19 protein-coding genes are annotated in these 18,266 nt (G+C 42.3%); 2 read left to right on the top strand and 17 right to left on the bottom strand.

The window, feature by feature from the left end:
- Nucleotides 1–100: 100 nt before the first annotated feature.
- The 4 genes from yabP to GPK83_RS05645 form a co-directional block, all read right to left on the bottom strand.
- On the bottom strand, nt 101–379 hold the full coding sequence (gene yabP, locus GPK83_RS05660) for a sporulation protein YabP (protein ID WP_215704237.1): 279 nt from the start codon (nt 377–379) through the stop codon (nt 101–103).
- A 450-nt stretch (nt 380–829) separates the two neighbouring features.
- The gene (locus GPK83_RS05655) at nt 830–1,069 is read right to left on the bottom strand and encodes an RNA-binding S4 domain-containing protein (protein ID WP_015552343.1); all 240 of its coding nucleotides are present in this window, start codon (nt 1,067–1,069) and stop codon (nt 830–832) included.
- Nucleotides 1,070–1,228: 159 nt separating this feature from the next.
- The gene (locus GPK83_RS05650; protein ID WP_015552342.1) at nt 1,229–1,504 is read right to left on the bottom strand and encodes an HU family DNA-binding protein; all 276 of its coding nucleotides are present in this window, start codon (nt 1,502–1,504) and stop codon (nt 1,229–1,231) included.
- A 149-nt stretch (nt 1,505–1,653) separates the two neighbouring features.
- Nucleotides 1,654–2,049, bottom strand: coding sequence for a MazG nucleotide pyrophosphohydrolase domain-containing protein (locus GPK83_RS05645; RefSeq protein WP_015552341.1), 396 nt, complete (start codon nt 2,047–2,049; stop codon nt 1,654–1,656).
- 525 nt (nt 2,050–2,574) lie between these two features.
- Between GPK83_RS05645 and GPK83_RS05640 the strand changes: the two genes are divergently transcribed.
- Complete coding sequence (locus GPK83_RS05640; protein WP_215704236.1) at nt 2,575–3,444, top strand: DMT family transporter; 870 nt, start codon at nt 2,575–2,577, stop codon at nt 3,442–3,444.
- Nucleotides 3,445–3,936: 492 nt separating this feature from the next.
- Here GPK83_RS05640 and spoVT read toward each other — a convergent pair whose 3' ends face one another.
- The 3 genes from spoVT to GPK83_RS05625 all read right to left on the bottom strand — a co-directional run bounded on the left by spoVT (nt 3,937) and on the right by GPK83_RS05625 (nt 5,584).
- Entirely contained in the window at nt 3,937–4,485 is a 549-nt protein-coding gene (spoVT, locus tag GPK83_RS05635; protein ID WP_015552339.1) for a stage V sporulation protein T, read from the bottom strand.
- An 80-nt stretch (nt 4,486–4,565) separates the two neighbouring features.
- Nucleotides 4,566–4,997 carry a peptidylprolyl isomerase gene (locus tag GPK83_RS05630; RefSeq protein ID WP_015552338.1) on the bottom strand — a complete coding sequence of 144 codons (432 nt, stop codon included), beginning with the start codon at nt 4,995–4,997 and terminating at the stop codon, nt 4,566–4,568.
- A 296-nt stretch (nt 4,998–5,293) separates the two neighbouring features.
- Nucleotides 5,294–5,584: a helix-turn-helix transcriptional regulator gene (locus tag GPK83_RS05625; protein WP_117483468.1), complete on the bottom strand. Its 291-nt coding sequence runs from the start codon at nt 5,582–5,584 to the stop codon at nt 5,294–5,296.
- A gap of 289 nt (nt 5,585–5,873) precedes the next feature.
- On the opposite strand from GPK83_RS05625, the gene GPK83_RS05620 reads away from it, so the two are divergent.
- Nucleotides 5,874–6,092, top strand: coding sequence for a helix-turn-helix transcriptional regulator (locus GPK83_RS05620; RefSeq protein ID WP_117483469.1), 219 nt, complete (start codon nt 5,874–5,876; stop codon nt 6,090–6,092).
- Between the two features lie 45 nt (nt 6,093–6,137).
- Here the strand turns inward: GPK83_RS05620 and GPK83_RS05615 are convergent, their stop codons facing one another.
- From GPK83_RS05615 to GPK83_RS05565, 10 genes are all read right to left on the bottom strand, one after another.
- Nucleotides 6,138–6,365: a helix-turn-helix transcriptional regulator gene (locus tag GPK83_RS05615; RefSeq protein ID WP_117470870.1), complete on the bottom strand. Its 228-nt coding sequence runs from the start codon at nt 6,363–6,365 to the stop codon at nt 6,138–6,140.
- Nucleotides 6,366–6,813: 448 nt separating this feature from the next.
- Nucleotides 6,814–7,260, bottom strand: a complete 447-nt coding sequence (locus GPK83_RS05610) for a DUF6431 domain-containing protein (protein WP_215704235.1) — start codon at nt 7,258–7,260, stop codon at nt 6,814–6,816.
- Nucleotides 7,261–7,673: 413 nt separating this feature from the next.
- Nucleotides 7,674–7,826, bottom strand: a complete 153-nt coding sequence (locus GPK83_RS05605; protein WP_015552331.1) for a hypothetical protein — start codon at nt 7,824–7,826, stop codon at nt 7,674–7,676.
- A gap of 263 nt (nt 7,827–8,089) precedes the next feature.
- A complete protein-coding gene (locus GPK83_RS05600) occupies nt 8,090–9,010 on the bottom strand; it encodes a hypothetical protein (RefSeq protein WP_215704234.1) in 921 nt (306 codons plus the stop codon).
- Nucleotides 9,003–10,985 (bottom strand): AAA family ATPase, encoded by a 1,983-nt coding sequence (locus GPK83_RS05595; RefSeq protein WP_215704233.1) that lies wholly within the window; start codon nt 10,983–10,985, stop codon nt 9,003–9,005. Before GPK83_RS05595 ends, GPK83_RS05600 begins: the two co-directional genes overlap by 8 nt.
- 87 nt (nt 10,986–11,072) lie before the next feature.
- A complete protein-coding gene (locus GPK83_RS05590) occupies nt 11,073–13,454 on the bottom strand; it encodes a helicase-related protein (RefSeq protein ID WP_215704232.1) in 2,382 nt (793 codons plus the stop codon).
- The gene (locus tag GPK83_RS05585; protein ID WP_215704231.1) at nt 13,438–14,418 is read right to left on the bottom strand and encodes a Hachiman antiphage defense system protein HamA; all 981 of its coding nucleotides are present in this window, start codon (nt 14,416–14,418) and stop codon (nt 13,438–13,440) included. Before GPK83_RS05585 ends, GPK83_RS05590 begins: the two co-directional genes overlap by 17 nt.
- A gap of 965 nt (nt 14,419–15,383) precedes the next feature.
- A complete protein-coding gene (locus tag GPK83_RS05580; RefSeq protein WP_215704283.1) occupies nt 15,384–15,920 on the bottom strand; it encodes a YHYH domain-containing protein in 537 nt (178 codons plus the stop codon).
- 840 nt (nt 15,921–16,760) lie between these two features.
- Entirely contained in the window at nt 16,761–18,101 is a 1,341-nt protein-coding gene (locus tag GPK83_RS05570) for a hypothetical protein (RefSeq protein WP_117505420.1), read from the bottom strand.
- Nucleotides 18,082–18,266: hypothetical protein (locus tag GPK83_RS05565; protein ID WP_215704230.1), on the bottom strand; the 185-nt coding region annotated here is incomplete at its 5' end. The genes GPK83_RS05565 and GPK83_RS05570, both read right to left, overlap by 20 nt.

Genomic DNA, 18,266 nt, shown 5'->3' with positions numbered 1-18,266 from the left:
TGCTTATTTTCTCTTTCATGGTCTCATTTTTCGTCACATGATCTATTTTCTGCGGTTACCTGAATTTTTCCTCATGAACTCTTTCATCACTGCTTTTCCACTACTTAAATAATTTTGCAAAAAATGATCCCCCGCTCTTCGCGCCGCCGCCCGCCGAATACACAAGGCTGTCCGTCCTGCCCTCAATATCGATCTCACCTTTTTCCAGACTCAGCCGGTTTACATGGAGGTCTTTTCCCTTGATGGTCAGAAGTCCCATGTCCGTGTCCAGCACGATGGTGTTCTCGTCAAAGGAGATCACATCCAGGATCCCCGTGAGATTTCCCTGATTCCGATTATTCAAAATGATCTTATGCGCCATTCCCGGATTCTCTTCCATAAAAACCTCCTGTATATGTAAATATGTTTTAAATATATGAAGTTAAAAAATTTTTATGCTGTTTTTCACTTTTGGCATATTGAAATACATTTTTGCATATGCTACAATATCGGTAACCAGAAATGAAATTGTATCCATGCAATTCACAAGCGAAAACCCCAGAGAGGCCATTCTCTGGGGTTTTCATTTGGGCTAATTGCCACTGTCGTTTCCGTCTAACCACTTGCAAATATAGTATGCGATCACACTTGCCATAATGGAAACCAGAAATGAAATTATCGACTCCATGCATTCACCCCCTTTCTGTTGCCAGATTGGGTGTGACAACGAGTCGATTATATCATATGGATTCACTTGAATCTATGGACTCCGGTATAATAAAGAGTATGTTTTGGTATGTTTTCGCGCCTTACATAAAAAACCTCATCAGTTTTCACTGTGAGGTTTTTCCTAAATATATTCAAACATTTCCTTCGTATCTTCCTTGCGGATCGTCTCCTGCACGCTCGTCACACGGACCTTGACGGCTTTTGTTCCAAATGCCACCTCAATCACATCTCCGACCTTAACTTCCGCGCTGGCTCTCGCAATCTTATCGTTCAGCATCACACGGCCGCTGTCGCACGCCTCGTTTGCCACGGTTCTGCGCTTGATGATACGGGATACCTTCAGATATTTGTCTAAACGCATAACTTGCTCCTTTTCTGCGGCACCATCGCCGCCGGACTTCCTGCTGCCCGCCTGTCCAGGCGAACCCCGGAAACAATTTACCCCTCCGCAATACGCATATCACGGAGGGGATCCAAACACGTGCTGCCTACACAGCCACTTTTATCATTCTAAACAGAATTAAGCGTTAACCATATCCTTTAAAGCCTTACCAGCTTTGAATTTCGGGTTCTTGGAAGCTGCGATCGTGATCTTCTCGCCTGTAAGCGGGTTTCTTCCCTCTCTAGCCTCTCTCTCGGATACCTCGAATGTGCCGAAGCCAACTAACTGTACCTTCTCACCTTTAACTAACTCTGCTGCAATAACATCTGTGAAAGCCTTCAGTGCCTTCTCAGCATCTTTCTTGGAGAGTTCTGCCTGCTCAGCAACTGCTGCGATTAATTCTGTCTTGTTCATTTGTTTTATTTCCTCCTAAAATTCATTTCAAACCTGCGGACAAAGCCTGCCCGAAGGACCTTTGCATTGCACTCTTACATTTATATATGTTTCTGCATTCTTTGTCAAGGATTTTTGCCCGTTTTTGCCGTGTTTTTGCGCACTTTTCGTCAGTGTGCGGCGGCCCGTTTTTTCTTTTCCTCCCGCTCCTGTTTCTTGATCGCTTCCCAGAGGTCCTTCTCGTTCTCCACCTCCGGAATCTCGCCTCCGAAGACCCGTGGATGGCGGCGGATCATCTTCTCGCAGATGCCGTTCACCACATCATCCACGGTAAAATTTCCCTGCTCCGCCTCGATCTCACTGTGGAACATGACCTGGAACAGGACATCCCCCAGCTCCTCGCAGAGATTTTCCGTGTCATGAGCATCGATCGCCTCCAGCACCTCCGCGCATTCCTCCACGAGATGCTTTTTCAACGTGTCATGATCCTGCGCCCGGTCCCATGGACAGCCATCCTCCGCACGCAGTGTCTTCATGATCTGCTTTAAGTCCTCGAATGTATACATAGTATTTCCTCACCTTATCCGTTTTCATTCATTTTTCTGCTGTTTCGAGCCTCTGACGATCGCCCGGTCCTCTCCCCGTCGGTTCCGCCTACGCTCTCCGCCAACAGTTTTAAATACTATTTTGTAACTATTCAGTACCTTCATAGTTACGTGCAAAAATCCATTCCAGATCAGCTTCGCTGATGGGATTTTTGCCTTCCAGCCTATGTTTTCTTACGGTCAGAGCAGCAAGTGCGCAGACCTACTGAACAGTTACACTATTTTCTGCTATCATTGTAACTGGATTCTATTTCTCTGGCAATATGCATTCTGTTTTTTAACTGCAGTCCATCACCGTCCATTTGTTCCAATTTAATCCGCACCAAACATACTCCACATGTCCTCCTGAAATCTTTTATTTTTTCTACATATTTGCACCAATTGACGATTCCATGAAAAAAAGTTATACTCTTAATTGTCGTGTCTTTTGACATATCATCACTCTAATTGAGCTATTCCTCGATTACAATTTCACAGGAGGACATCATGAATATCACACAAAAACAAAAGGGCATCCTCTTTATGATCCTGTCCGCGCTTTCTTTCGCCTCCATGCAGGTCGTTGTCCGTATGAGCCGCGAAATTCCAACGATGGAGCAGATCTGCGTCCGCAATCTCTTCATCCTGATCGTTTCCTTTTTCATCATCCGTAAAAAACGTGGTTCCTACTACGGCCCGAAAAAATACCAGCCGTACCTGTTCGGCCGCTCTTTCTTCGGATTTCTGGGCCTGATCACGCTGTTCTACGCCTCCAGCCATGCTGCACAGGGAGATGTCACCGTATTAAATAAGCTCTCCCCGATCTTTGTCACACTGCTGGCGGCTGTGTTTATGAAGGAGAAGCTTTCCCCGATCCAGATCCCGGCGCTGGCACTGTCCGTTATCGGCGCATTCATCGTATTCCGTCCAAGCTTCCAGTCCGACCCATTTCCGCTGGTAGTCGCGCTGCTCTCCGCCATCACATCCGGCGTTGCGTACACGTTTCTCGGCTACTTTAAGGGAAAAGTCGACGGAATCACCGTTATCATGCACTTTTCAACCTTCAGCGTGTTCGGTTCCCTGCCGTTCGTCATCAGCAATTTCGTTATGCCGGACCCGCATCAGTTTATGCTGCTCATACTGATCAGCCTCTTCGGCTCCCTGGGCCAGGTATTCATCACCTACGCTTACCGCTTCGCCCCGGCATCCGAGATCAGTATCTACAACTACTCCGGAATCCTGTTCAGCATCGTTCTCGGCGCAGCGATCCTCGGCGAGCCTGTAAAATCCACCTCGATCCTCGGCGGCGCATTGGTTGCGATTGCTTCGATCATGGTGTATATCTATGGGAATTCGAAGAAGCAGACTGGGAAATAAAGTTCTTTCAGCCCAAACTAGCGTAGACCGAATAATTACGTGCATAACGAATGTCAGAATCCGAAAAGTCTACCCGCATGAACATAGTCTGGATACACTGTTCACCTGCGGAACCGCCACCGGCAGCTTCTTCCGGATGCATGGCAATTAGAAATGTGCATTTGCATAATGCCTTTTATTTAGATCGTTTGTAACTATTCAGTACCTTCATAGTTACACGCAAAAATCCATTCCAGATCAGCTTCGCTGATGGGATTTTTGCCCTCCAGCCTATGTTTTCTTACGGTCAGCGCAGCAAGTGCGCAGACCTACTGAACAGTTACGATCGTTTTTTGATTCGTTGTAAATAAAAGTCAAAGTCCACATGATAATATTTATTGAAGTGATCTCTTCTAAAATATCATCATGTGGACTTTTTTCGTTTTTTTATCTTACCAGGCATATTTTCTCAACATTTTTACTGCTGTTTCAAATCTCGCCCAGCCTCAATTCTCAGCTCTCCATCTGCCGTCCCAGGAATCCCGCCGCCGTCGCTGCCAAACGCACCTCCGCATCCGCGAACTTCGCCCTCGGCTCCCTGCTCATCACAATGACCGACCCGATCGCGTCACCTTCACAGATGATCGGAGTGATCACCTGCGCAGTGATTCCCTCGCTGTCATCGTCCGTCACAGGCGTGAACGCCCGCTCATCCTTTCCCGCCTGCACCGTCATCCGCTCCTGGATCACATGCTCCAGCGCCCGGCTGATGGGCTTCTGGAAAAAGTCCTTTTTCGCCCCGCCGGCCGCCGCGACCACCTGGTCCCGGTCCGTGATGCAGACCATAAGCCCTGTCGACTGCGCCATCGCGTCTGCATACTGCCCTGCAAACGCATTCAGTTCCATCATCGGCGAGTACTTCTTCAGAATGATCTCCCCCTCACGGTCCGTGAAGATCTCTAACGGCGTTCCTTCGCGCAAACGAAGTGTCCGCCTGATCTCCTTCGGAACCACCACACGTCCGAGGTCATCAATTCTTCTTACAATTCCCGTAGCTTTCATAACGTCTATTCCTCCTGCATACCACTGCTTCCATATCGTGTGACTTATGGGTAGTATGTGGAAAAATGTCGGGATTATTCCTATTTTACTTCAACCAGTTCAATCTTGAAGTTCAGCTCTTTCCCCGCCATCTCATGGTTCGCGTCAAGAGTGATCATCTTCTCGTCCTTCGCGGTAACCTTCACCGGGAACGGCTGGCCGCTCTGGTTTGTGAGGTATACCTGCTGTCCAACCTCAAGGTCCTCGGAACCCGGGAGATTTGCGATCTCGAGTGTGAGGATCATATTCGGATTCGGCATTCCGTAAGCTTCCTCCGGCATCAGGTGGATCTCCTTGATCTCACCGACCTCCATATCCGCAACAGCCGCGTCAAATCCCTTGATCATCTGTCCAGCGCCACATACAAACTCTAACGGCTCGCCGCGGTCGTAGGAAGAGTCAAACTGTGTACCATCGTTAAAAGTACCTCTGTAATGTGTGCGGCATGTCTTTCCAACATTGCGTCCTGTCATCTTTAAGTTCCTCCGATATTCTCTATTATTTCCTGCACGCCTGCGTTCTATCACGGTCAGCGCAGCAAATGTGCAGACCACATCCGCAAAACCTGCCGATAACAGGTTTTTCACGAATGTTCTATAACGAAATCATGCATTCCTATCCAGTATACCTGTTAAAAAGAATATTGGCAACTTATTTCAGGTACCGCCGCGCTTCATTTTTCTATTTCACCGCCGGATTCTGCTCACGATATCGCAAACAGATGCATTTCCGCAATCTGTTATGCACCAAATTTTGCCACACAGGAGCTTTACTGTCCCTGCCTCTTCTTTTTCTTCTCCAGCTCCTCCCGCTTCTGCCGCTCCTCTTCCAGTCCCGGAGACCATAAAAGCTCGTCGCTCTCATCGAACACGATCTCCATCACATCCTCCACGCGGCAGTCCAGAATTCTGCATAAAGTCTCCACGGTATGCGTCGAAATATATAAATTCTTCCGCAGCCTGTTCAACTGACCATTGCTGATTCCATATGTCTTGATCAGGCGATACTGGCTGATGCCTTTTCTCTGCATTGTCTCCCATAACCTTGTATATTTAACCATACCGTTTCCTCCTTTGTCTCATTTCTCGCCGTTATTTCCAGGACATTCCAGGCTGACCCGTTCAATCCATAGACTCGTAATCCGGCAGAAACCGCCTAAATTCTTCTCTTTCGGTTTCCACGCCTGCTCACCAGCGATACATTTTCTATTTTCTCATTTGTATTTCCTGCCAACATCCGCAAGATTCGACCTGTTTTTCCTTATATTTCCACAAATTCCCCTAAATATCTTTTATTCTTTACTATGGCAGAACTTCTGCCGCATTATATAAGGAAAGGAGGCGTTTCTCATGATCGATTACAGCCCGCTCTGGAACACCTTAAAGTCAAAAGGCATCAGCCAGTACCGCCTGATCCGCAGCTATCATTTCAGCTCCGGCCAGCTCCATCGGATCCGTAAAAATGAACATGTATCCACACATACTCTGGAAACTCTGTGCTGGATCTTAAACTGCAGCGTTGCGGACATCGTCCGCATCTCATTTGACCGCGTGGAAAAAGAATCGTAAAAATATCTGGTCTTTATCGGAACTCTTTTCCGGTAAAGATCAGTGTCAATTCGCCTTATTTTCCTTCTCCTCGTCCTCGAAAGAAACCTCCATCACATCCTCGATCCGGCAGTCCAGGATCCGGCAGAGCGTCTCCAACGTATGCGTCGAAACATATGTATTCTTCTTCAGACGGCTCATCTGGCCGGAGCTTAAGCCAAACTCCTTGATCAACCGATATTGACTGATCTTTCTCTTCTCCATGGTCTCCCACAAGCGATTGTAACTTATCATTTTATCCTCCGTGCATATCAGCCCAACACACTTTTCAGCCCGCAAAATATCCGCGAATCTGACAAACAGTTACTCTGATGTCTTCTATATAACATACATTGACACTATTTGTATATTGCCCATATTCGGACTATATATGTTCCACGTTCGGTCACGGTCAGGTATGCGACGCGCGAATGGCCAATTTTTCAGCTTATGCACGGATTCTGTGCTCTGTTTCAATCATTGTTTTCTATGAACTGACAGAATCTTCTTCTGACATTTTTTCGGATACATGGCAATCAAAAACGCCGGTCAGCCATTTCTGACTGACCGGCCATCATAATCACTGATCACACAAATTACAGGCATCCGCCTGCCGCTTTTTCATTTTCCCCTTTTCAGGCAGTTCACCTGCTGCTTTTTCATTTCCCCTTTTGCAGGTATTTCACCTGCCGCTTTTTCATATTTAATTTCCTGCGCACCTGCAGTTATTATCGCCGTCAGTCCGCTTTGCTTCCGGACTCTTATCTTCCACCTGAACCAGCAGACGTTCAAGCTGCATCTTCTCCCGGTTCCAGCGGTAAATCGTCGACTGCTCCGCGGAACAGTTTCTCTCACCATTTATCGTATTGATGATCGCCGACCTCGAATAATGCTTATGAGGAACCATGATGTCCGGGAGTTCCAGATGAACACGCCCACACACCGTACACTTGTATCGCCGCAAAACAAATGTATCCACCGTACCATCCGCAAAAATCACCTTCCGCCTCTTGCTGTCACGGATCTTCATCTCTCCACCGCACTGCGGGCATCCCGGAACGCTTGACGGAACAATATAATACATTCCATTCTGCTCTTTGATTTTGTAATTCTTTAACACGACCATATTCATTCCTCCTCCATTCGTCATATTCGTAGGACCACATCCGCCTATCGGTTCAAATAAACCTGTATTCCGGTTCTTTAGGGTTTTAACCAGAATTTCACCAAAGTTCTGCCGCCGTCTGCCGTTTTCCGTTTTCCGTTTTCAGCTCATTTCTCTGGCAAACGACCACGTTTTTTCGGAAAAATTCCGGTCTGATCAACATGTTCTACTAATATAAACGTAATAAAATTGGATTTGTGACGAAAAAATGGAAAAAAATTGAAGTTTTTTACTTTCTTTTGTTACCATTTCACCTCCCGAATCTCCATAAACTCATTTTTATCCTTCTCCACTCTTCAACTGCCGGAACATGTTCCACCATTTTTTGAAGTTCTGCTGCCAGCGCACAAGTTTTCGCACGCATAAGAATTTTTTCTCTCGCTATGCTCTCAGTATCATCACTGCAAGGCACTGTTGTTTTTACAAGCTACATTAACTTTATATTCAGCAGAGGCAGCACACTCTCCGATAAGTAATTTTTCTTCGCAAGGCACAAGAAGAAGTCGATTAAATTCATTTCCTTTCAGCTCTTCCTTACTATTATTATTCATAGACTCATCCTCACTTCTGCTCTTCGATTATTTATTTTTATACTATAAATGAGCAAATTTGAAAAACTGCACTATTAAGTCTTTCACATGCAGACATTAAGAATATTAAACGAATCAATGTCCGTGTTACATGCACAATAAGTCATAATTTTTGTGCACTTTTCGGTATTTGCTCATTTATAGTTTTATCCTTATTTTAAATTCTACCGAAGGACGTGCGTTGTACCGTTTACCCCTCAACCACGCAGCCGGGCATCCTCTTCTCACCCTCTACCTGCAATATTCCTCCTCAACTTCCTCAAAATCCCCTCTTCCGCCTCCTCATCCAACGGCTCTCCATACAGCACCCTATACGCGAAATCCTTTGTCGGGAACATTCCCATTTTTACCATCTCTTCCACTTTCGCATCGTCATACTGCTGCCGCAAAAGAAGATATTTATGCGCTGTGGCTTTATGCCGCTCATAGCGTTCTTCCAGATGAAGCGCCTTCACATTCTTCTCCATTCCCGCCTTCGGATGAAAGTGGATCGTGCAGTCAGCAGCCGGGACCTTTTCCATGTTAACTCCCACGGGCAGATCCGGGTAAAGCCATGTACATCCTTCGATTCCCTCTTCATAAGGATTCATTCCCAAGAGCTCCTCTCGCTTCATTCCATTGCAATTCTGCCCGCTGGGAACAAGATTATAGAAGCACATTGCGAGCGCCGGATATTTTCCCTTCGGAAAGAAATGGTCGATCTCCAGTGTCCTCTGTTTTCCTCCATTTCCATTCTCAACAACATCCAGATACTCCTCGTCACAGTAGGGACAGATCGTGACACCAAGGTTCTCAATAAACGTGTACGCATTATATTTCGTTGACGCATCCACATATTTATCACTTCCGGCACTGAAATAATCGGAATACATTCTCTTAAACTCATTAAACTGCAGCAGCTCCGGCCTGCCGATCATCTGCTTCAAAGTCTTCACATCTGCCAGGATAAAATCAGAAAGCCAGCTCCAGTCATCCCTGGCACTCATGTCCTCAAAGGTCCCTGAAACAGTCATGACACGGCTGATATTTGCAAACAGGTCTCTCCTGTATCCCTCCGTCTTCCTTTTCACAAATGCTATAACTGCTTCAATATGAGCGGCCTTAGCTGCGGAAAGCCGCCCCTCTTTCTCGGGTATTTTAATCATGCTTTCTCACCTTCTCCATCTGAAGTTCAAATGCCCTGCGGATCATCCGGTCTCCGATGTGCGGGATCAACTGTTCCATCGACATCAAAAACGACTCATCAGCGTCACCATGATCCGCGTACATCTCCAGCCGCGAAAAAGCATTCTGCAGAAAGCTTCTGGAATACTCCCCGATGGTGTAATCAAGGAAAAATCCATCCGCCAGAATCGTGTGAATATTTGCACCAAAATATTCCTTATCTGACCCGTTCTTTACCAACGCATTTCCTGTCTCCCGGTCGATCGTCAGCCTGGTGATCTCCTCCGGCAGGACATCGGAAAGCATAAATGGCGAATGCGTGCTGAGTATGATCTGGATCGTAGAAGATCCCTGATATTTCTCAACAATTTTCAACATACGGGCGATAAACTGCCGTGCCAATTCCGGATGCATATACGCCTCCGGCTCGTCCATCAGTATGATCTTGTCCAGCCTTCTGTTAGCCCTGCCGGAAGACGAAAGCTTCAAATAGTCCTCCAGCCCACCAAGAACCTTGGCATACTGGTATTCCCCGGTGCTGAGTCTTGTAAACTCGTATGGAAGAAGACACTCTGTAAAAATACCTGCATCATCCGGACGATACTGCTCCATGCGTTCAAAGAGCTCATCAAACACTTCCCGATACTCCGGTCTCTCCATATCGACCACCGGTATGGAGCATGTGTCCACCGTGAAATACCGCTCATCCAGCTTCTCGAGAAAACCGACAATGTCCTTAATATCCCCCATGATCTGCCATAACAGCCCATGCGGATCCCCATCCCCGGCTCTGTCTATATACTCCGCCAGCCAGGTACATCTCCTGACAATGGACATTTTTTCTCCATCCGGCAGCACAGTCGGATCGATGCTCTCCCTGCGCGTTTTCCCTATATAATAGTCCATAAACTCCTGGTAAGCATCCAGGTCCTCCGCCGGCTCCTCTTCCGCATTAAAGTTCCGGATCTTCTCGACCCATTTCCGCAGATACTTCGCGTAATCCGTCCACAGATCATGAATGAACATCTGCTTGTTCGTCAGCGTTTTCTTCTTTTTCCTCTTCCGTACACGTTCCCTGGTCTCCGCATCATAAATTGCGCGTTTCTCATCCTGTAGTCTGTCATAAAACGTCCAGTATTCCTTCTCCACTGCCTTAGAAAGCTTTAACGGATACTGATCCGCAAAATTATGCGTCGACAGCACAAACGAAACCTGACGTTTCCCGCTCCCTGGTTCCAGACTCGTAAGATATTCCCGAATATAGCCGCAGATTTGCCAGAGCGATGTCCTCTGATAGGGGAAAGCCGCCCTGCCGATCCAGTCACTCCTGAAATCCGTAAAATCCTCCTTATCATCCGGATACGGCGGCCGTATAAACGCATGAACATCATAACAGTTCATGATCATCGCCATGTCGCGGACCTTTAATTCCGGAAGATTTCTTTCGTATCCATACTCTTTTACCGCGCAAAATCTGACCGCCGTCTCGCCCGGCTTCAACGCTTTTTCCAGCGCAAAACGCACCGTCCGCAGCGTCCCCGCACGCCTCGCATTCTCCCTGATCGGCTCCGGAATCGTCAAATCATCCCTCTCCACAGGCTTCGGAAACTGCATGATCTCCATGTCACATATCTCAAGGAAAAATTCCGTATCGCTGATACTATAAAGAAGAAAATACGAGTCAGCCTCTCCTTCCCACTTCCTATGATACCGCACATCATGCTTCGCCCCGATCATCTGAAGCAGATTCGTCTTTCCAGACCCTGTTTTTCCAACAAGAATATGCAGGTTGTCAGGTTTCCTGTCTCCACGGATGACCGCAGACGCTGATGATTGACCACGGTATTGGATCGACAGCTTTTCGTTTGAGAAATTGATCTGCCAGCGGGGATCGAAGATGATTTCCTGGGTGGTGTAGTTTTTGAATTTGTTTATGTAGGCGTAGATGAGAATCATAGGTATTCTTCCTTTATTGGACCAGATTTTATATTAATATAATCTGACTTAATTTTTTTATATAGTTCACAATTTACTTAACTAACCTTAGCTACAAATCGATTTTAAAGCTTTATCTAATAATCCTCTCTCATATGAATCCAACAACTGCTTAATATCCTCCAAGTGTTCTAATATGTATTTTTGACTTGCACTTGCATCCATAGATAATAACCTTAAATTGTTATCCTCAATTCTTTTAATTGCATCAACTGGGAATCCGAATTCAATTAGTTGTTCTCCAATATAACTTTTTACACCCGTTTCATAAAAACGCGAAACTTTAGATAATGAAAAATTATCTAATGTTTTTCTCCTCAACAATGATGCATATGAAAAAATAGTTTCAAATAGTGCTAGGATCTTAGGAATTTTATGTTCTATAATATCTTTTTGTGTTTTGAACGCATCCATGTACGCTTTATCGATACGTTTATGTTTCACCTTATCTCCTCGGGCATTGTCTATTTCATACCTCAATAATCCATGAAATCCTTCATTACAGTATGTATTGCTAACGGCTTTATATCTTCGAACAATAGTAGCGTCCAGTAATCCTGATTTTTCAAAAATATCAAGCACAGTATTCATTGCATGGTATGTCGTAAATTGCATTAATATATCTGGGTAAGATAAATACCTATAAAATTTATTATAAAGAATATTATTATCAAGTAGAAATCTTAAAAGTATCTCTTGATATTCTCTTTTTATTAATCTATTTTTTTCATATATATCATTTGTCAATAAGTATTCTTTAAACTGTTCCTCTCTTTTATGTTTGAGATTTTTATTTATGTCCGAAAGATCCATATACTCTGAATTATCTATATCTACCGGATCCAATTCTTGATCATCATATGTAACAAAATTAAGCGTCAAATCCTCTGTATGTTCAAATTTTTCTAATTCTTTATCGACTAAAAAATATCTCCCGACAAAATTATGATAATACCTACCCGCTCTACCAATGATATTTTTAAAATCAAAAACTGTTAGTTCTTTTGTTCCCTTACTATGGTTTAATACAACCATATTCTTTGCATTGGTGTTAACGCCCTCTACAATAGTCGATGTACAAAAAAGTAAATTAAATATGCCCTCATTAAATAAATCCAAAATTTCTTTTTGTATATACTTAGGCATTTTTCCGTGATGCATTCCGAATCCCATTTCCAGCACATTCACAAAACTCCATTCATTAATAGATCCATCTATATTATAATTTCTTTTTAGATGCTCTATAAACTCAGAAAATCTTTCATTTTTAACAACGTTCCCCTGATGATTTTCCGCTAACTTAGTGGCATATTCATTCGCTTTTGCAGGCGTTGTACAATATAATATTGTAGCACCATATCCTTTTTGCTCGATATAATTCACTACATCACAGATCCTGTCATTAACCTTGCTATGTATTTTTACTATTCCTGGTTTTTCTATATACGGCAAATTTGTATAGTCCTCGTCTATTACCTTATTATATGCTTTTACCATTATTCTTTTTGTAGGTTCGAACTCTATTTCTTTAACTTGTATGTTATTTTCAGCAATATATCTTTGCATTCCTTTTCCAAACTTCTCTCTTTTCAGGTTGGGTCCAGCTAAATAATAATCTTTTACTCTTTTTGAAAGCAAATATAAACAAATACGAAAAGTCTTTGCTCTTGCTTCATCTAAGAATGTTCGTTCCGCATATGAGTTTTTCTTCTCATCATTATCATCTGTTTCATCATTACAATAATCTTCATCAATTTTATACATTTCATCATAAAAGAAGAAATCTATTTCTATATTAGGATATTGAGCTAAAAGCTGCATCGCTCGTTCAGGCGTAAGTACAAAGATATTTCTATCCTGGCAATCTATTTCGCGATCAATAGATTTAATAACATTATATCCCATTTTCTTATCCTGATTTAATTCTTCCATATTCAATGCATTTTCTCGCAATAATGCAACTGTTGGGAAGACCAGCAATATGTTTTTATATTTTTCTTGATTTAAGTATAAGATTTCCCGCATAATAAATGTCTTACCATAAGAAGTTGGCGCACTAATCAACATTCTCTTTATGTCTAATGACTGATAAAAATCTATAATACTTTTCTGACTTTTATCTAGAATATTGTTATTTCTTACTTTGGATCTATACATGTTAACAATGCTTTGATTGTATAAGGCCTGTAATTCCGATATATGTTTTTCATTAATATTTTCTTGTTTATAAAATCCATTCTGCACATTGTACCCAAAAATACGCATTTTATGCGATGCTGTATACAATAATTCTTTAATGAGGGGATCACTTTTTACGCTATCATTTTCAGAAATAATGCACACTAAGTCCCTTAATCGATTTTTACTATCAACATCATCTTCATTATATTTATTTATTGCATCCAAAAGCAAATTAACATAATCCAGCATAAAATCCCTCATTTCCTCGTAAGGCTTCGATATTCTCTATTGGAAATATAATAAAAATTAATTTTGGTTTGATATCTTCGAATTTAAAGTTCTTTTCAAAGTAGTGTTTCATCCAATTCATTTCCACCTTCATCTTATTTTCAATATTCATAGTCTCAGAATATATATTTGAGTTATCATAAGCCAGAAGGCAGGGTATACATATATCTATATTTTTACTTTTTAGAAAATCCATCAATTGTTCAGCGCGTTTTTTATCATTTTCCAATGCATTTAACATATTTAATTCACTTAATAAGTCAGCAAGTTGCTTTCCCTCGTTAGTAAGTCCTGACGGTTTATCTGCCAGAAAATAAATTTGTTCCGCCAAATATAAACTTGAGTATTTTTTATTTAAATCATCTAAAATTCCATTTTTACAGTATTGCTTGCTGCCCATTTTTGCCTGACCAAGCCATAATGTTATTTTTCCATTCACGTTTGTAAAATAAGTCAAATCATATCCTTTAATTTCGTTATTATCATTCTGGCGAAATATTGTTCGAACAGCCAATTTATATGCGCCAGGAACTAATGATTGTACGATAGCATCCAATAAAACTTCGCTTGGTAGACCATCCATCTTGGGTTCACGGTGCGGCAATCGCATTTTGTAAGCTACTTTTATAGCCTTTTCTAAATCAGCAAAAAGCCCGTTATTAAACTTCGCTACCACTTCATCTTCACCGTAACAGTAAAAAACAATATTCTTTCTCATTAGTTTCCCAAGGCTCTTATAACATTGATGGTCACATTTATTGACACATTTTTCCTTGCAGTTATGACTCAATGGCTGATAATTATTTATTTCTGTTTCATCTTCATAAATGGCTATTTCCCTTTTTAATTCCCTGTTTACTTCATTATCATATATTTTTCTATATTCATCCTCTATAGGCATATGTATCACCCCATCATGTTCCACATATTGTATTCTACATATGATTATGCATCTATATTTGGGTTTGTCAACCTTTATCTGGAACAAAACACGATAACCCTGATGATTATTAGTCTTACTGCACTAAAATTCCTAACATAGATATTTTTCGCTAAAGTAGGATTAGTGCGAAAGAAAGTAGAGGGAGACAATAAATTGGCACACTTGAATAAACTGTCTAAGGCAGGCAACTTTTTGAAATGATATAGAGCGTGTAATGATAGCGTGTGGATTCCATACAGACATCATGACAGTCATTGTCAAAAAGCCATTGCTTGAATTCGAGAATTGAATTATTAAAGGTAGAAAAGCGTTTCTTTTGGTAAGAGGGTTCAATACCACCGCTGGTTTTAACGATTGTGGCAACAAGAAACGATGAGTAATACGTTGTAAATTATCCATCTAAACAGACAATACCTTAATCATCGATAGCTCTGGTGAAAAATCTGAAGGCTTCAATGTTCTTTGCTTTTATTTGTTCTCTTATTGTTATATATTTTTCCATATGTCTGCTTTTATCCCCCTGCCTGTCAACTCATTCTAGCATACCATCGTGCACTTCTTCTAAACTTTTTAATCAAACGTTCATCGTCTCGCAGGCATAAATCTCACTGCAGATATTCTAACTTTTAAAACAGAATATTGATTTTCACACGCCGGACAGGTGATGGATTTCAACCCGTATTATTCATAAAAACTGTCTACGTTACAACCACCACTTAGAGTATTGGCTTCCGTGGTCGGAAAAACTTCCAACTGAGATACATAAACAATAAACCTGGCTATCTGAGATTAAATCAGGCAGCTTATTTTTTAGCAAGAATATGCGTTGTACCGTTTACCTTTTTCTGTAATTCACCGTCAAAATCTAAAAAGCAACAGTGCCGCCGCATGTATAAACAACTCATACACGCAGCGGCACCTCTGTTTTATCAGGACCACGCTCTCCCTTAATGCGTCCGTCCTTCCGCCCATCCAGTATTCATATAATGCTCATAGTACTTCCTCAAATCGCTTCCAAACGCGGTCTGAAGATCGGTATTATTCTCTTTGTATACATTCACATCAAACTCCGCGCACCCCTTTCGTCCCTCCGCCATGCCAGAATTATAAAAATGCGTGAACAGTGCCAGCTTATCTGTTCCAATCGCAGTCTGAAGATCCGGATATGTATTGTAGTAATAATCTGGATCAAACACTCTGGAGTAAGAGTTCATCAGATCATAGGTGATCGAAGGTGCTTCTGCTGCCGCGGTGCTGCTGTTTCCTGCAGAACTATTATCTGTCTGGCCCCCCACTGCATACGGGCATACACCGTTCGTATGCAAATGTGCAGGATGCCCGTTACAATGGTAATGATAACTTCCCAGCCCACTCTTATTCTTATTGTCACGATGACCTCCATTAGCATCTGTACGTCCCGAATGAGCTTCGGCGATGATCGTGTTTGCAGTAAAAACAGTAGTCGTTGCCGCGGACAGTGTCATGCATGAAAGGAAAATGATTCCGCACCTTTTCAGTTTATTCATAATACCAGCCCCCTGTATTGTATTTGTTATACTTTATTATAGGACGGACGCTGGCGGGTGTAAACCGTAAAGCGGGTGTATTGCAGAATTTTTCTTTCTTAACAAGCACTGCCCCACCTCTATCCGATTCGAACACAGGTGGGAGGTGGCGGAGGAATTTTTCTTGAAAAGGAATCTCGTTTAACACGTAGACCATACGGCAATACATTGGAATTGCCGGAATTAGAAACATTATTAAAGCTATACCACATGCCTTCTGGAACAGATTGGGAGCACCTGTACTCCATTATAATGAAATATGGGAGACTATGAGAAAGGCTCGGTAAATAAGATTCTTCTATGATAATTAAGGGCGTTAGGCTCTCTTGCAACAGAATTTACGATTCCACTTAAAAATACACAGACCCATTACTAAGCAAAGGAACTGACTATGTAGGGATTCCTGCTCCACTGATCGTTAAAAACTGACCAGGAACCATGAGGTTCGCCTCCGTTACAGTATCTCAGAGACAGCAAAGCTGAATGACCTGCGCCCATATTACTATTTTCGATACATCCTTGCAGAACTACCGAAGCGCAGTGATGAAAATGGAAATATAGATCCCTCAAAACTGGATGATCTGATGCCCTGGTCCTCAGCGCTTCCAGATGCATGCAGGAAACTACGCCGCTGATGAAGCGGCGTTTTATTATTGGCAGGCAAATGGTTTGACGTTTACGCTTTAACGACATTTTTCTATAGGTAGCTGTTATATATAACAAGCGCGACAAGCCTGATTCACAAGCTTATCGCCCTCCTTACTTTCTCTCTTCAATAATTTCATCTAATGCATCCGACAATAGCTTCGCTCGTTCCCACTGCTCGGATTTTGGCTCCGAATAAGTCATAATGTCATTATAACGATATCTTAGTGATACAAGAATATTTATTTGGGATTCTGGGGAATTTTCTGCGTATTTCAGGCTTTCAAAAAGCCATTTAACTGACTGCAGATAATATGAAGTAATAATATCCCGGTCACCATTATAGTATTGGTAAGCCAAGGCATAACAATGAAAATCTTCAGCCAGAAGTCTGGCAAGCGAAGCTTTTCCATAAATTGTATATGCATCCAAACGAACAGTAATAATATGATCTTTTTCTCTTGAAGATACCAAAGTATTATCCTGGGCACTGGCTTCCGAAACCAAATTTCGGAGTGATTGATCTGCTCTAATATCAAAATCATTCAGATACTGACATGCAATTACTGCTTCAATATCAGCCTTTAACTTGACTGCAGCTTGCTCAGCAGTCCAATTTGTACTAATGGCATATTCACCTGTCATAAAGAGGAACTTTGCCCGATCCTCAGCAGATATGGACCAGTCCTTTGTCGGGATTTCCAACCGCATTCTGCGAGCCTTTTCTATCTGTTCAGCTTTTACAGCTGTTTCATCCATAAGAGAATAGTCTGAATTTTTAACTGAATAAACCTCCATAGACAATTCATCCCGAATGTCTTGCGGCTCTAATGTTCGAGATGACTCTACATTACTATATTTGTCATCTGAAGATACCACCGTTTTATCGACTATTGTTTCTTCTACATCTATATCAGTTTTCTTTTCTTCCATTTGAGCAGCCTCATCAGCAGGTCCATATGCAATAAATGCCTTTACTGCCGCAGCTGTACGCGCATTTCCATGAACACTCGCCCATACTGCCCCACCAGTAACGCTCAGCATGAGTATAGCTCCAAAAAAGACTTCTCCACTCTGCAAGACAATATCAAAAAGACACCCAAACACTATTACAGTTTTCTGCCATGGACTCTGTGAAGAACTCATCATATTCTTATATTCATCAGTGCTTTTATATCGTTCTTTGACGATATCCCATATTTCCTTCAGGATAACTGTAACAATAATACCGTAAATAGACCATAATAAAAGCCCTGGAACATGTTCCAAGGCCAATTCAAACAAAATACCAAAAATGAGCGCTCCTATAAGTCCAACTTTGAAAATCTTAAAAAAGTGAAATTTTTGCGATATAATCCGTCTGGTCTTATCTATAGGTAGTTTCTGGTGATCGGCCTTTTGAAAACCGGATATACGATTGCTCTTCAACAACTTTTTATTTCCGGGCTTTTTCATGTGCCAACCCCCTCTTCCTAATAAAATCGTACCTTTTAAGGGTAACACTATTTTTCATAGATTGCAAGTTTTTCTTTTGCCCATACCACGACAAACGCATGAATGATTGTCTACCACCAATTCTGTTTTCAGCTATTTTTAAGCTTCTAAAAGTTCTTCCAGATA

This window comes from Clostridium sp. MCC328, from assembly GCF_018785465.1.
In the GTDB taxonomy this organism is placed as follows: Bacteria; Bacillota; Clostridia; order Lachnospirales; family Lachnospiraceae; genus Pilosibacter; species Pilosibacter fragilis.
The sequence above is the reverse complement of the archived record's forward strand: the minus strand, read 5'-3'. Positions and strand labels throughout refer to the sequence as shown.

What these genes read in the sequence shown, in the direction of transcription:
- yabP (WP_215704237.1), bottom strand. Translation starts at nt 379, where the DNA reads ATGGAAGAGAATCCGGGAATGGCGCATAAGATCATTTTGAATAATCGG.
- GPK83_RS05655 (WP_015552343.1), bottom strand. Translation starts at nt 1,069, where the DNA reads ATGCGTTTAGACAAATATCTGAAGGTATCCCGTATCATCAAGCGCAGA.
- GPK83_RS05650 (WP_015552342.1), bottom strand. Translation starts at nt 1,504, where the DNA reads ATGAACAAGACAGAATTAATCGCAGCAGTTGCTGAGCAGGCAGAACTC.
- GPK83_RS05645 (WP_015552341.1), bottom strand. Translation starts at nt 2,049, where the DNA reads ATGTATACATTCGAGGACTTAAAGCAGATCATGAAGACACTGCGTGCG.
- GPK83_RS05640 (WP_215704236.1), top strand. Translation starts at nt 2,575, where the DNA reads ATGAATATCACACAAAAACAAAAGGGCATCCTCTTTATGATCCTGTCC.
- spoVT (WP_015552339.1), bottom strand. Translation starts at nt 4,485, where the DNA reads ATGAAAGCTACGGGAATTGTAAGAAGAATTGATGACCTCGGACGTGTG.
- GPK83_RS05630 (WP_015552338.1), bottom strand. Translation starts at nt 4,997, where the DNA reads ATGACAGGACGCAATGTTGGAAAGACATGCCGCACACATTACAGAGGT.
- GPK83_RS05625 (WP_117483468.1), bottom strand. Translation starts at nt 5,584, where the DNA reads ATGGTTAAATATACAAGGTTATGGGAGACAATGCAGAGAAAAGGCATC.
- GPK83_RS05620 (WP_117483469.1), top strand. Translation starts at nt 5,874, where the DNA reads ATGATCGATTACAGCCCGCTCTGGAACACCTTAAAGTCAAAAGGCATC.
- GPK83_RS05615 (WP_117470870.1), bottom strand. Translation starts at nt 6,365, where the DNA reads ATGATAAGTTACAATCGCTTGTGGGAGACCATGGAGAAGAGAAAGATC.
- GPK83_RS05610 (WP_215704235.1), bottom strand. Translation starts at nt 7,260, where the DNA reads ATGACGAATGGAGGAGGAATGAATATGGTCGTGTTAAAGAATTACAAA.
- GPK83_RS05605 (WP_015552331.1), bottom strand. Translation starts at nt 7,826, where the DNA reads ATGAATAATAATAGTAAGGAAGAGCTGAAAGGAAATGAATTTAATCGA.
- GPK83_RS05600 (WP_215704234.1), bottom strand. Translation starts at nt 9,010, where the DNA reads ATGATTAAAATACCCGAGAAAGAGGGGCGGCTTTCCGCAGCTAAGGCC.
- GPK83_RS05595 (WP_215704233.1), bottom strand. Translation starts at nt 10,985, where the DNA reads ATGATTCTCATCTACGCCTACATAAACAAATTCAAAAACTACACCACC.
- GPK83_RS05590 (WP_215704232.1), bottom strand. Translation starts at nt 13,454, where the DNA reads ATGCTGGATTATGTTAATTTGCTTTTGGATGCAATAAATAAATATAAT.
- GPK83_RS05580 (WP_215704283.1), bottom strand. Translation starts at nt 15,920, where the DNA reads ATGACACTGTCCGCGGCAACGACTACTGTTTTTACTGCAAACACGATC.
- GPK83_RS05570 (WP_117505420.1), bottom strand. Translation starts at nt 18,101, where the DNA reads ATGAAAAAGCCCGGAAATAAAAAGTTGTTGAAGAGCAATCGTATATCC.